This is a genomic window from Bradyrhizobium yuanmingense, assembly GCF_900094575.1.
GTDB classification, from domain to species: domain Bacteria; phylum Pseudomonadota; class Alphaproteobacteria; order Rhizobiales; family Xanthobacteraceae; genus Bradyrhizobium; species Bradyrhizobium yuanmingense.
This window is the reverse complement of the sequence record NZ_FMAE01000021.1, coordinates 16,834-26,776: the sequence shown is the minus strand read 5'-3', so window position 1 is coordinate 26,776 and position 9,943 is coordinate 16,834. Positions and strand designations below refer to the sequence as shown.

Annotated in this window: 23 protein-coding genes and 1 tRNA gene; 2 read left to right on the top strand and 22 right to left on the bottom strand. The window is 59.9% G+C overall.

Going from position 1 to position 9,943, the window contains the following annotated elements; genetic code table 11:
* Nucleotides 1-1,114: tyrosine-type recombinase/integrase (locus tag GA0061099_RS35655; protein ID WP_074448391.1), on the bottom strand; the 1,114-nt coding region annotated here is incomplete at its 3' end.
* Nucleotides 1,111-1,296, bottom strand: a complete 186-nt coding sequence (locus GA0061099_RS35650; protein ID WP_074448390.1) for a hypothetical protein — start codon at nt 1,294-1,296, stop codon at nt 1,111-1,113. The genes GA0061099_RS35655 and GA0061099_RS35650, both read right to left, overlap by 4 nt.
* Before the next feature lie 129 nt (nt 1,297-1,425).
* Here GA0061099_RS35650 and GA0061099_RS43215 point away from each other — a divergent pair, with 129 nt between their 5' ends.
* Nucleotides 1,426-1,626 (top strand): helix-turn-helix domain-containing protein, encoded by a 201-nt coding sequence (locus GA0061099_RS43215; RefSeq protein WP_141697745.1) that lies wholly within the window; start codon nt 1,426-1,428, stop codon nt 1,624-1,626.
* Nucleotides 1,583-1,891: a hypothetical protein gene (locus GA0061099_RS43210; protein WP_145793662.1), complete on the top strand. Its 309-nt coding sequence runs from the start codon at nt 1,583-1,585 to the stop codon at nt 1,889-1,891. Before GA0061099_RS43215 ends, GA0061099_RS43210 begins: the two co-directional genes overlap by 44 nt.
* Nucleotides 1,892-1,917: 26 nt before the next feature.
* Here the strand turns inward: GA0061099_RS43210 and GA0061099_RS35640 are convergent, their stop codons facing one another.
* From GA0061099_RS35640 to GA0061099_RS35560, 20 genes are all read right to left on the bottom strand, one after another.
* Nucleotides 1,918-2,097, bottom strand: coding sequence for a hypothetical protein (locus tag GA0061099_RS35640; RefSeq protein WP_074448388.1), 180 nt, complete (start codon nt 2,095-2,097; stop codon nt 1,918-1,920).
* Nucleotides 2,098-2,329: 232 nt separating this feature from the next.
* Complete coding sequence (locus GA0061099_RS35635; RefSeq protein WP_074448387.1) at nt 2,330-2,533, bottom strand: hypothetical protein; 204 nt, start codon at nt 2,531-2,533, stop codon at nt 2,330-2,332.
* 195 nt (nt 2,534-2,728) lie between these two features.
* On the bottom strand, nt 2,729-2,893 hold the full coding sequence (locus tag GA0061099_RS41635; protein ID WP_158644893.1) for a hypothetical protein: 165 nt from the start codon (nt 2,891-2,893) through the stop codon (nt 2,729-2,731).
* 262 nt (nt 2,894-3,155) lie between these two features.
* The gene (locus GA0061099_RS35630; RefSeq protein ID WP_074448386.1) at nt 3,156-3,356 is read right to left on the bottom strand and encodes a hypothetical protein; all 201 of its coding nucleotides are present in this window, start codon (nt 3,354-3,356) and stop codon (nt 3,156-3,158) included.
* Nucleotides 3,356-4,582, bottom strand: coding sequence for a pyrophosphohydrolase domain-containing protein (locus GA0061099_RS35625; protein WP_074448385.1), 1,227 nt, complete (start codon nt 4,580-4,582; stop codon nt 3,356-3,358). Before GA0061099_RS35625 ends, GA0061099_RS35630 begins: the two co-directional genes overlap by 1 nt.
* Complete coding sequence (locus GA0061099_RS35620) at nt 4,575-4,814, bottom strand: hypothetical protein (protein WP_141697744.1); 240 nt, start codon at nt 4,812-4,814, stop codon at nt 4,575-4,577. The genes GA0061099_RS35625 and GA0061099_RS35620 overlap by 8 nt, the downstream gene beginning before the upstream one ends.
* Nucleotides 4,814-5,032: a hypothetical protein gene (locus GA0061099_RS35615; RefSeq protein WP_074448383.1), complete on the bottom strand. Its 219-nt coding sequence runs from the start codon at nt 5,030-5,032 to the stop codon at nt 4,814-4,816. Before GA0061099_RS35615 ends, GA0061099_RS35620 begins: the two co-directional genes overlap by 1 nt.
* Complete coding sequence (locus GA0061099_RS35610; RefSeq protein ID WP_074448382.1) at nt 5,029-5,694, bottom strand: DNA-methyltransferase; 666 nt, start codon at nt 5,692-5,694, stop codon at nt 5,029-5,031. The genes GA0061099_RS35615 and GA0061099_RS35610 overlap by 4 nt, the downstream gene beginning before the upstream one ends.
* A gap of 36 nt (nt 5,695-5,730) precedes the next feature.
* Nucleotides 5,731-5,991, bottom strand: a complete 261-nt coding sequence (locus tag GA0061099_RS35605) for a hypothetical protein (protein ID WP_074448381.1) — start codon at nt 5,989-5,991, stop codon at nt 5,731-5,733.
* Nucleotides 5,992-6,042: 51 nt separating this feature from the next.
* The gene (locus GA0061099_RS35600; protein ID WP_074448380.1) at nt 6,043-6,240 is read right to left on the bottom strand and encodes a hypothetical protein; all 198 of its coding nucleotides are present in this window, start codon (nt 6,238-6,240) and stop codon (nt 6,043-6,045) included.
* Between the two features lie 15 nt (nt 6,241-6,255).
* Nucleotides 6,256-6,399, bottom strand: coding sequence for a hypothetical protein (locus GA0061099_RS41630; RefSeq protein ID WP_158644894.1), 144 nt, complete (start codon nt 6,397-6,399; stop codon nt 6,256-6,258).
* Nucleotides 6,396-6,758, bottom strand: a complete 363-nt coding sequence (locus GA0061099_RS35595; RefSeq protein WP_083235156.1) for an HNH endonuclease — start codon at nt 6,756-6,758, stop codon at nt 6,396-6,398. The genes GA0061099_RS41630 and GA0061099_RS35595 overlap by 4 nt, the downstream gene beginning before the upstream one ends.
* Complete coding sequence (locus tag GA0061099_RS35590) at nt 6,755-7,072, bottom strand: hypothetical protein (protein WP_074448378.1); 318 nt, start codon at nt 7,070-7,072, stop codon at nt 6,755-6,757. The genes GA0061099_RS35595 and GA0061099_RS35590 overlap by 4 nt, the downstream gene beginning before the upstream one ends.
* A gap of 18 nt (nt 7,073-7,090) precedes the next feature.
* Nucleotides 7,091-7,330, bottom strand: a complete 240-nt coding sequence (locus GA0061099_RS35585; RefSeq protein WP_074448377.1) for a hypothetical protein — start codon at nt 7,328-7,330, stop codon at nt 7,091-7,093.
* Nucleotides 7,327-8,022 (bottom strand): RAD52 family DNA repair protein, encoded by a 696-nt coding sequence (locus GA0061099_RS35580; RefSeq protein WP_074448376.1) that lies wholly within the window; start codon nt 8,020-8,022, stop codon nt 7,327-7,329. The genes GA0061099_RS35585 and GA0061099_RS35580 overlap by 4 nt, the downstream gene beginning before the upstream one ends.
* Complete coding sequence (locus GA0061099_RS35575; protein WP_074448375.1) at nt 8,022-8,789, bottom strand: hypothetical protein; 768 nt, start codon at nt 8,787-8,789, stop codon at nt 8,022-8,024. Before GA0061099_RS35575 ends, GA0061099_RS35580 begins: the two co-directional genes overlap by 1 nt.
* On the bottom strand, nt 8,782-8,988 hold the full coding sequence (locus GA0061099_RS35570; RefSeq protein ID WP_074448374.1) for a hypothetical protein: 207 nt from the start codon (nt 8,986-8,988) through the stop codon (nt 8,782-8,784). The genes GA0061099_RS35575 and GA0061099_RS35570 overlap by 8 nt, the downstream gene beginning before the upstream one ends.
* Complete coding sequence (locus GA0061099_RS41625) at nt 8,988-9,149, bottom strand: hypothetical protein (RefSeq protein ID WP_158644895.1); 162 nt, start codon at nt 9,147-9,149, stop codon at nt 8,988-8,990. The genes GA0061099_RS35570 and GA0061099_RS41625 overlap by 1 nt, the downstream gene beginning before the upstream one ends.
* Before the next feature lie 91 nt (nt 9,150-9,240).
* Nucleotides 9,241-9,315 (bottom strand) — tRNA-Asn (locus GA0061099_RS35565).
* A gap of 192 nt (nt 9,316-9,507) precedes the next feature.
* A complete protein-coding gene (locus tag GA0061099_RS35560) occupies nt 9,508-9,927 on the bottom strand; it encodes a hypothetical protein (RefSeq protein WP_141697743.1) in 420 nt (139 codons plus the stop codon).
* Between the last annotated feature and the right edge of the window lie 16 nt (nt 9,928-9,943).

The window sequence follows — 9,943 nt, the reverse complement described above, 5'->3', positions numbered from 1 at the left end:
CTGCCTCCCCCACCAGCCCCTTGCTATGTGGTTGGTTCGTTTGAATATTCTGCTCTTGCTCCCGCACTTTTACAAGCGGTGCGGGAATAGATTTCAGCTTTTCCGCCGCTTTCTTCGCCAGCCGAGCCCGGCTTGCGGTCTTGGTGTAGTGGGCTGCCATGCGTCCTCCGGTCCAGCCGAAGAGGGCGTCCAGCTCCGACTCTGTGGCGCCGTTCTCCGCCGCGATCGTGGCTGCAATCTTCCGCACGCCATGGGCGCTCTTCTTCACGCCAGCCGCGCTGGCGGCCTCTGAGAAGGCATTGCCGAAGGCTTCTTTGACGAAGCGCTTGCCCCTCTCTCCGATGATCCAGGTCTCCTTGCCGATCGGGCCTACGTCCAGCGTGGCTTGCAGGACATCGAGGATCGGGAGCGTCACCAGGACGCGCCGGCCGCTCTTTTCCGTCCAGATCTCAATCAGCCCGTCCTTGACGTGCTTGGGGCCAACGTCGGCGGCGTCACCGCGGCGAAGGCCGGTATATAGCAGCACATCGAGCCACACCCGCTGCGGCGTGCCCAGCGGCCAACGCTTGTAGTAGGCGTCCACATCGTCATGCGTCCACGGCGCGAAGCCGGCGTTGCGGCGGCGCTTGGGTGGCTTCACGTCGGCGGTCGGATCGCCGCGCACATGCCCGCGCGCCTTGGCCCACTGAAACAGGCCGCGCATGGTGTCGAGGAAATTGCGAGCTGCGGACGGCGTGTCGGATCTTCGATCGAGCCCGTCTTGAATGTCCTCGCTGCCGATGGCGCCGAACGGCTCTTCGCCGGCCGCCTTGAGAACGTGCAGCATGATGTTCTCGCGCTGGCGACGCGTGGCCGGCGAGAAGGCTTTCCATCCATCCGTCTTGCGGTAGGCGTCCCAAAGCCAGCGCAGCGTGCCGGCGGTTGCCTGGCCTCGCTTCGGCAGCTTGCCTTGGATGGCGAGTTCGTACTGAGCATTGAACTCGTCGGAGCCGAACTCGCCCCGGAGTCGGAAGCGCGGACCTTGGCCTTTGCGCACGTACCAGACATGCACGCCATGGCGATTCCGCTCGCGATGCAGATGGGGCTTCCGGGGTCTCGGCATGGCGGCGATCAAAGAACGATCCTCCGCCGCTCCGCAATATCCTTTTTGTCCTGTTCCCGCTGTTTCTGCGGGGCGGGGTCGATCAGAATGTCGCCATCCTTGGTGATCCGCACCTGGCCCGCGTTGCATTGCTGCGCGGCCCGGATAGCGCGGGCAACATCAGCTTGAGTAACGCGGGCAGGCGTCCGGCTCATTCTGATCCTCTCATCTCGTGAAGATGCTTCGATCTGTCGGGCTGAAATCGGTATATGCGCCATGCCATTGACAACAGGATGGACGCAATCGACAGTCCAATAGCAAGACCAAGGTAATTGAGGACCATCATGATCCAGTTGTTCCTGAGAGAGTGGAGAGAGCATAGGGGCCTGACCCAGCAGCAGCTTGCGGAGCGCTCTGGGATTGCTCTCCCGAACCTGTCGAAGATCGAACTGGGGCAGATGCGATGGCACTCGGAGATGCTGGAGCAATTGGCGCTGGCCTTTGATCTTGATGACCCAAGGAGGCTTCTGTTCCCGCCGGCATAGCGCCGCCCGTAACAAGCCTATCGGCATTGATCATGGCGTTGCGGCTGTTGCCCTCAATCTCAGCGATCTGTTGTTGTGCTTCGTCGCTCAGCTTCCAATCCAGGCCGACCGGCCTCTGGTATGTGTTGTATGCGGCCCTAATGCCATTGAAGATCGCGTGAGGCTTGATGCCGGCTTGCAGGCTTCCGTTTACCAGCAACTCTTGGATATCAACTGGAATGCCGTGCTCAGCGAGCGCAGTGATGCAGGCTGTCACGGCGGCTAATTCGGTGTCGTAATCCGGAATTTTGGTCACTTCTGCCGCTCCAAGGCTTGAACGATGGCGCAGGCGAGGGAGGTGATCGATGTCTCCCAAGTCGGGCCAATGAATAGCCATTCGTCGTTGTCGTGGATGACTGCGTGGCCTGAGTTTTCCAGCCACTCGACGATTGTCCGCTCGATGACGGTGAAGCCGGTTGCTAGGTCGGTCATTTGCTGCTCGGGTAAGATAAAGCGGGAGCCGGTCCTAAATCAGATCCCGGCTTGTACATGAACGCCTCCACGACAGCCTTCGCCAAGGCCATACATCCCGGCTCATCGCAATTGGGATTAGGCCAAGCCCATTCACTCGGCTCCCCGTTTAAGACCTTCCAGCAGGCGGGCTCGCCACGATAGGCGCACTGCTCTTGGCAAATGGTCCTTGCAATCTTGTCGATGACGTCTGTCATTTGGGCTGCACCACATGGGAAAGATGCTGCGGCGCGAACTGCTCCTTGACCTGCTGCTGTTTCACGTATTCCAGCGCAAGCTCATAGAGCAAGTCACTGGCGGAATAGGCGGTGTGTTCGAGGATGTCCTTCATCGGCGTGTCGTCGTAGCGCCGGATGATTTCTTGGCAGACCTCGTAAATGTCGGCTGGATTCTTCATGACTTGCTCGCTGGCTGTAGCTTCTGTGGGAGGTGCGGCGGGCTAATCTCTGTTCCGTCAGGTCCTGCATACTGACACGTGCTGCAACGAATGCATGTGCGCCAAATGCCGTGTATCAGGGGCTTCGGCCCCCTATGCCAGGAATGTATCCCGAACGCGCAGAGCAGAAGCATAGGGCGAAGGTTCAACATGAACCTATCCTTCAACTTCATCGACTTCCGCCAGGACTTCATACAATTCAGGCATGATCGGCAAATCAACCCTATGTAGGTAAAGCGCGCATCCTGGGGTGTGGCATTCTTCGCCATCACCATCGAGGCAAGCTTGGCAAACCAACATCTTCACGGATTTCAGCTTCATTGAGAAATCTCCTGTTTCAAGCGTGGTGACTTCGCACGATGAAGCCCAGATCATCACCACATTCGCCGTCCCACAAAGCGCAAAGCGTAGGTCGTGCCGGCGGGTCTTTGTCTCGTTATACTATCCTCGCGATTTCAGTATAACGGTCAGGCCCAGATCGCGCAGAACGCGATCAGGAGAGTAGTCCACGGGTTCTCCGCAACCACCGCGACGATTACGATTGCGCAGATCACAGCGCCGATTGTGTCTTGCAGGGTCCAGGTCATTCGGGCTGACTCACATGCGGAGTGTGCGGGCGCATGGGCTCGATGATGTATCGCCAGCCGCCGCAATATTCTCTGTCGTCCGGTTCCAGATCGTTGCAGACTGCCAAGGCAGCCGCGTGGGACGCACACACGGCGACGACAACGCTTTCCTGGGTATCGATGACCTCGAAGAAAGCCGGGCGATTGGTGTCAACCATCAGAATGGCTCCCGTGCATAGTCGCTGCTGGTCGGATCATCGTCAGACGGACTCACAGTCGATGTGTGTGCGGGTCTGTCAGGCGGGCACTGGCACGAACCGTCGCAGTCGTTGTTGCCGCGGCAGGTGCAAGTGACGGTGAACCGGTCCGGATGCTCCCGGCCACATGCTTCGCAGCTTGGAGCGGTTACAACCATCTCCGCGTCGCAGTACGGACACGGTTCAGTTAATGGAGTGAGCGCGGCCATGATGTCAGGCGGCGTCCACCCCTCTGGCTTTAGAACTTTACCGTCGTCGCGCCTCCGGACCTTCCCCGTGACAGGGTCAACCTTCGCCATGTTGCTGCGGTGGACCTCGTTCCATACCCGCTCAAGCGGAACGCCGAACTCCAGAGCCATCCCGGCGGTAACGTAGATGATGTCCGCGAGCGCGTCGGCGACTTCAACCAGGTCGCGGTCTCTCACTGCGTCGTGCAGTTCTCGGTGCTCCTCGTCAAGGATGTCGAGGCGCAGGTTGATGCGGTCTTCAGACGGGAATTGAGGGACCTTCGGGACCGGAGCACCGCAAGCAACGTGGAAAGCCCGAAGGTCCCGCATTATAGACGCGCAGCCGCTCGCCTGTGCTTCAAGCCAAGCGGTTTGCTCTCGAACCTTGGCTAGCGCGGCAATAGCTTCGGTGCCGTCGATCGTGCCTTCCTGGGCAGCTTCCGCGCCGTCCACCTCGCCAATGAAGATTTCGAGATCCATCAGCGGTTGGTTGATGTCGTTAGCTGCGCTTTCGGATGCTGCCGGAGAACGACTGGCTGGCTGGCCCAAGGCTTCAAGCGCCCAGCCGATCCGGAGTTTAGCGGCGTTGTAAGCTGAAATCTCAATGTCAGCCAAAGCCGCGTGCAGTTGTTCGACCGGGTCGCGGCTGGCCGAACTGCATTGGACGGGCTCCGATGTTGCCGGGGCGCGGAGGGCCAGGATGCGCTCAGCAGCCTTCTCGGCGCGCTCCTCATTCATCTTCCGCGCATGCGATGCGCCATATGTCTCGCCATCCGCCTTGCCCAGAATGGCTGAAAGCACGATGGCCGAGATTTGGTCTTTCGCCCCTTGGGCAGGAGCTTGTGCCTGGCGCACGTATCCGAGCGCCTTGTTGACGGCGCTTCGAACCTCAAGCGAGGTGCTGGCCTTATCGAGCGCCCACACGAGTGACGTTTCAGCGTTCTTCAGATCATCAGTCATCAGCAGTTTCCCCCTGTGAGTCAGGCTGCGGCATGATCACCTCGACGTTCGATGGGACCTGTTTCGACATCGCGAAGCCTTCTTTGCCCTCGATCGAGAAGATGCCGAAATAGGGGTCGATCCACTCGCAGTTGATCAGGCCGCCTGGGCCGATCAGAATGAACTTCTTGTCCCACTTCGGGTCTCGCGCCATCATGTCCTGCGCAGCGCGCTCTGCTCTATAAATGTCCATCAGTTACCCCCTCCGTCAGCGTCCATGTGAGACAGGCTGCGGCGCCACTCGTCCGCCGCTTGCTTGCCGGGCTCAACCGGCCGGCATTCGCAAAGCCAGATGCAGTGCGTCGACCATCGGCCGTGGTGCGTATCCTCAAGGCTCGGCAGGGCCATCCAGCCGAGCTGGAGATAGTCAGGCACGCGATGGTGAAGCACGAAGCGGTGAAAGGTGGTCATAGCTCAAATGCCTCCTGCTTGGGCTTGGAGGGCTGGGCGATGAACATGTCGGGCTGCTTAAGGGCATCTGAGATGCGCTTACATGCCAGTTCGAAATATTTCGGTTCTCTTTCGATGCCTGCAAACATCCGCCCCAATCTGACGGCAGCCACACCCGTGGTGCCGCTGCCCATAAATGGATCAAGGATCAGTTTCGCGTCCGGGACGAAGCCAAGGCACCACTTCATCAGTTCAAGCGGCTTTTGAGTCGGGTGTCCGACCCGCTCTGCATTCGTGGCCGCTATGCTCCAGGCATACTGCTTTGATGTCCGGTCGAGGCTGGTCCACGCTAGTTCGAAATGGGACAGCGATGGCGGGGCATCTGGCTTAAACCATGACAGCCAACCTCTCGTTGGAGGCAGATCGTAGTAGTTGCCTCCCCAAATGATCTTCGGCGCGTCGATCGCGAGGACGGGGGCCAAGTCGACAGGGGAGTCGTCCCAATCCCTCTTTTCATGGTTTGACCGCGTCTTCCCCTTGCCAACAATTGGCTGCGCTGCATATCCGATTCCATACGGCGGGTCGGTCACGACCGCGTCCACCTTGCCTAGCGTCGGCAGGATCTCCCGGCAATCGCCCAGATACAGTGTCACGCCTTCGGCTATGGTCTCAATGCGGGTCAATCGGTACGTCCTCGTATATCTGCTGTGTGTGCGTGGCTATTCGCAGCAGCTCGGGTCGCGCGGGCAGTATCCCTTGCCCGCGCAGATCTTCGGATCGTGGCACATCTCGCCGTAGACGCCTTTGATCTCTCCAGAACGGTCCCGGAGGCATGTGCTGCACTTGATCGCCGGCAAGACATTGTTGTGCCAGTTGGCATCGTCGTATCCGACGAACTTCTGGCTGTGCTCGCAATGCTCACACACGAGAGTGCCGTAAAGATCATTGCGGAGCTGGTCGGTTAGCGTCTGAATTTTCATCGAATTCCCCTGCTAAGTTATTGACAGAACGTCTCATTCTCCTGATGTGCTTCAGGCCGATCTCTTCCGCTTCCACTCAGCGACGAGTTCGCGGACCTCACGCTTTGCAGCCGAGTGAGAGGCGAACTTCCCGAACTGCCTGTCCATTCTGATCACGCCGTTGTCTTCAAGAACGATGAGCCAAGGATGCTTAGGGTCGTAGTGGCGCCCGTCCTCAAGGCTCGTTTTGATCGTTACGTACCGGATCATGTGCTCCTCGCTCCGTCAGACCCGAAACCACTTCGCGATCACCCAGCACGGCAGAACAGCCAGCACGAGCCAGCGCGCGTCTCCCGTCATCGCTGCGCCGATGATGGCGACGATGAGCAGAGCGAGAAGGAAGATGGGCCAGAGGTCGATCAGTTTCATCGTTCGCGCTCCGCGTGGACAATTGTTCCGTCAAACTTGCGCCAGGCCCGGATCGTGCGCGGCTTCTTGATGCCGAGATGACGCTTGCGAACGCGATCGTTCTTCGCCTTCTGCTTCACGTCTTCGGCGGTCTTGACCTTGTGCGGGTCGACCAAGGCGGGAGCCAGATTGCTCTCACGGTTCTCGCCGCCGTTAATGAGCGCCAGCGGGTGCTCGAGCTGCCACTTGTCGCCGGCTCCAATCTTGCGGCCAGACAAGTAGCAAATGCCGCCATGGCGCTCGAACACCCGCAAGCGGACGCGCGGAGGGGCTGGCGTGTCCGGCGTCTTTCCGATCCACTCATCTACTTTGCGGCTCACAGTCTGGCCTCCGTCCGCTTGGTGGCCTCGTGCGACTGCCACTCCGAGAACTTCATCCGGAGGTATTCCATCTGGACCTTCAGGCGGTTCGCCGCGCGCCTGGCGTTGACGATGGACTCGACGTGGCGCTTCCATTCGGGAGAGGCCTTGACCAGCGCCTCAGCCTTGTTGACAGCCATCTCCCCAAGGCCAAGCATGCGCTCAGCCATCACGGCGGACTTAGTGTCCTCAAGGATTGTTGCGGCAGCATCTGCATCGACCCACTGTTTGGCGACGATACGGAATTGCTCAGACCATGGTAGGTTGTCGGACATGCTTCCCCCGAAGCGGACCTAGAACGGAATGGAGTCGTTCATGTCTTGCGCTGCCGGCTCATTGGCAGCCGCCTTATCGTCCTTCGGCTTGGCCGGGAACAGCGTCAGCCAAGCTTGGCCTTCACTGTTTCCGATCGGCAGCGCATCCAACACAACGCTGATGCGCTCGCCCTTGACGAAGGCGGCGCCGATCTTGGTGGATCGGAATTTGCCGTCCTTATCCTTGCGGCTGGTTACAACGTCGTAACGGTCGGTCATGCTGCGCGCTTTCCTTGCAGTGCGTCACGTCGATTGATGACGGCTTGTTTGAGGGCATCGACTTGGGATTGGTCGAGCTGGTGCTTGCGGCGGAGCTCCGCCTGCTCTTCTGACTTCCACCAGGCGGCAAGGCTCTCAGCGTCGGTGAACTGGGCGATGGCCTCGCGGCACTCGACCATGTATTCAACGCGCGCAGTGAAGTCCTCCGGCATGGCCGACTGCTTCTGCGGCGCCGGCTTCACGGGCTTGCTCTCGTCAACGACGTTTGCTTGCTGCTTGTCATACAGCGCCAGGCCGAACGGGTTGCCGAAGGTCATCAGGGCGCGTTTCATGGCGTCCGTTTCCGCTTCCTTCAGAGCGGACTCGTGAGCCTGACCTAGATCGCGGTCGATGCCGTGGCCGGCGCCGCAGCCTTCTCGCATGATGTCGCCGACCCTCACGCGAACCTTGACGATGTAGGTGACGCTGTATCCAGTGTCTCCGCGGCTGCCGATCTGGCGCTCGCCCTCGGCAACGCACTTGATATCGACCGTCTCGCGGGCCCACCCGTCGAAGCCAAAGATCCGGTTGGCTTCATCGATAGCCTTCCAGCCCTCGATATAGCTAACGTCCCGGCCGCCCTGCTTGCGGGTCTTGACGAACGAGGAGGAGAGGGGCGCCTTGAGCGCGGCCTTTTGGATATCGTCAAACATCACAGTTTCCTCTCATAGGTGGCGCGGACGCCGGCCGGTAGTTCGCCATGCAGCTTTCGGTAATCACGGGCGGCGCTCAGAATGGCATCGCGCACCTTGTCGTTGGGACCGATGGCCTTGAGCGCCAGGCTGTAGCTGTCGAGATGCAAGGTCTCGACCTCACGGAGGGAAGCGGTCTTGCCGAATCCGCCGCCGATCTTGACCTTGGTGTCGCGCTCGGCTCTGGCAGCGAACCGAGATTGGCGCTCGAACTCCTCAAAGGCGGCATCAGCCTCTTTCGTGACTTCCGCCACGTCCACGACCTCGCCAGCTCTAGCGTTCGCCAGAGCCTCCATTTCCTTCGCCTCGGCCTCTCGAGCAATCCGTTCCGCCTCTTCCTGGGCACGCCTCGCGGCCTCGGCCTCAGCCTGCCGGCGCTGCTCTTCGCGGATCATGAAGGCGGCAACACGGGCCTTGAGCTCGATCACGATCTTGTCGAACAGGCCCGGCTTCTTGGCGTCCGTGTTGTGCAGCGCCTTGTATTTTACGTTGATCGCCGATACCTGCTCATTGAGAGGACGGACCTTGCTGTCGCGTTCGGCCTCGACCTCATCGAGGGAAAGCTTGGCGCGATCGAGCAGCGGCTTGGCCGCTCGGGCGTCGTCCTCGCTCTCGATTGTCGGGTGATCGGCCAGCCAGGCGTTGATCTCATCGACCACAGTCTGGGCGTATTCGATCGGGCTCGGCGGGTTGTTGGAGCCGATTGTCTGGAGCGCTACATTAGCCATGGGTCTTGCCTCCGACGCGATCCAGAATGCGGGAGAGGGCGTCTCTGACGGTCTCGATTTCCTCAAGGCACCTCGGCCGCGCAATGACCTCGCGCCCTTCAGGCTCCTTGCTGAAGTCCATCAGCGTTTTGGTTGCCGAGTAGAGACCGACAAGACGCTGCTCGACGGCGACTTCAATGGTGTCAGCGGGATCACGCATCACTTACGCTCCGTGGGTTTCAGCAGTTGATCGATCCGGACTTTCCGATCGGCCGGCGAAAGCTTGATCAGCTCGGACCAGTGCTTGCGCAGGGTGTCGGCAATGACGCTCTGGCGGCGATCTTCGGGCTCGAAGGCCAGGACGACGGCGAGGGGCTTCATCATCAGATCACCCAATACGCGATTGAGAAGGCGCCAAGCCCTGCAATGAGGCAGGCGCAGAAAAGATCGATGCGGTTCTCGGGAATGAAGTTGGCTGGAGAAGCAGGGATCGAACCTGCGACATCCTCGTTAACAGCGAGGCGCTCTACCGCTGAGCTATTCTCCAATTGATCCATGAGGTCTGCGATGGCTTCCTGCTCAGTCGCGCCGTGACCGACCGGATGCGTCGAGAAAAACCCGTCCTGATCACAATCGCAGTCGTAGTCATCGGTCACTGCGGACCAATCCTTGTCGCGAACCGGGATCGGCGGATAGTCAAAGCTGGTGTGGATCTTCACGCCGTTGATGATGTGAGTGGTCATGCGGCGCTCCCAACACGGAAGGCATTGGCAAAGGCCTCGCCCTTGAAGGCGGCCACGAATTCCTTTTGCTTCGGCGTCAGGAGCTTTTCGTCCTCAGCCCAGCGCTGGATCACGATGGACACGATCTCGTCGGTGGCTTTGCGCCAGTCGCCTTCGTCGGCCTTGAGGTCCGTCAGCGCGAGGATGGCGCGGAGGTCTTCGTAAGCATCCTCGTCAACCACCTTGATGATCTCGGCGCGGGTCATGACATCGCCGTCAACCCAAGAGGAATGCTTGCCGCGGATGAGCAGGAAGTGCTCGACCGGGCGGGCGCCGATCGTGCCGGCCGGGATGGTGCCGATCTCTTTGAGATTTTCTGGCGGTAAGTGCTGGTTCATAATCAATGCCCCTGCGTTGATGGAAGCAATGTATCGCATGTTGCGATAGGCGTCA

Coding starts and splice junctions, on each gene's coding strand:
- GA0061099_RS35620 (WP_141697744.1), bottom strand. CDS start 4,814: ATGGACATTTATAGAGCAGAGCGCGCTGCGCAGGACATGATGGCGCGA.
- GA0061099_RS35625 (WP_074448385.1), bottom strand. CDS start 4,582: ATGACTGATGATCTGAAGAACGCTGAAACGTCACTCGTGTGGGCGCTC.
- GA0061099_RS41635 (WP_158644893.1), bottom strand. CDS start 2,893: ATGAAGCTGAAATCCGTGAAGATGTTGGTTTGCCAAGCTTGCCTCGAT.
- GA0061099_RS35570 (WP_074448374.1), bottom strand. CDS start 8,988: ATGCGTGATCCCGCTGACACCATTGAAGTCGCCGTCGAGCAGCGTCTT.
- GA0061099_RS35605 (WP_074448381.1), bottom strand. CDS start 5,991: ATGAAAATTCAGACGCTAACCGACCAGCTCCGCAATGATCTTTACGGC.
- GA0061099_RS35615 (WP_074448383.1), bottom strand. CDS start 5,032: ATGACCACCTTTCACCGCTTCGTGCTTCACCATCGCGTGCCTGACTAT.
- GA0061099_RS35585 (WP_074448377.1), bottom strand. CDS start 7,330: ATGACCGACCGTTACGACGTTGTAACCAGCCGCAAGGATAAGGACGGC.
- GA0061099_RS35630 (WP_074448386.1), bottom strand. CDS start 3,356: ATGGTTGACACCAATCGCCCGGCTTTCTTCGAGGTCATCGATACCCAG.
- GA0061099_RS35575 (WP_074448375.1), bottom strand. CDS start 8,789: ATGGCTAATGTAGCGCTCCAGACAATCGGCTCCAACAACCCGCCGAGC.
- GA0061099_RS35590 (WP_074448378.1), bottom strand. CDS start 7,072: ATGTCCGACAACCTACCATGGTCTGAGCAATTCCGTATCGTCGCCAAA.
- GA0061099_RS35635 (WP_074448387.1), bottom strand. CDS start 2,533: ATGAAGAATCCAGCCGACATTTACGAGGTCTGCCAAGAAATCATCCGG.
- GA0061099_RS35560 (WP_141697743.1), bottom strand. CDS start 9,927: ATGCGATACATTGCTTCCATCAACGCAGGGGCATTGATTATGAACCAG.
- GA0061099_RS35650 (WP_074448390.1), bottom strand. CDS start 1,296: ATGAGCCGGACGCCTGCCCGCGTTACTCAAGCTGATGTTGCCCGCGCT.
- GA0061099_RS43215 (WP_141697745.1), top strand. CDS start 1,426: ATGATCCAGTTGTTCCTGAGAGAGTGGAGAGAGCATAGGGGCCTGACC.
- GA0061099_RS35580 (WP_074448376.1), bottom strand. CDS start 8,022: ATGTTTGACGATATCCAAAAGGCCGCGCTCAAGGCGCCCCTCTCCTCC.
- GA0061099_RS41625 (WP_158644895.1), bottom strand. CDS start 9,149: ATGAAGCCCCTCGCCGTCGTCCTGGCCTTCGAGCCCGAAGATCGCCGC.
- GA0061099_RS35640 (WP_074448388.1), bottom strand. CDS start 2,097: ATGACCGACCTAGCAACCGGCTTCACCGTCATCGAGCGGACAATCGTC.
- GA0061099_RS41630 (WP_158644894.1), bottom strand. CDS start 6,399: ATGAAACTGATCGACCTCTGGCCCATCTTCCTTCTCGCTCTGCTCATC.
- GA0061099_RS35600 (WP_074448380.1), bottom strand. CDS start 6,240: ATGATCCGGTACGTAACGATCAAAACGAGCCTTGAGGACGGGCGCCAC.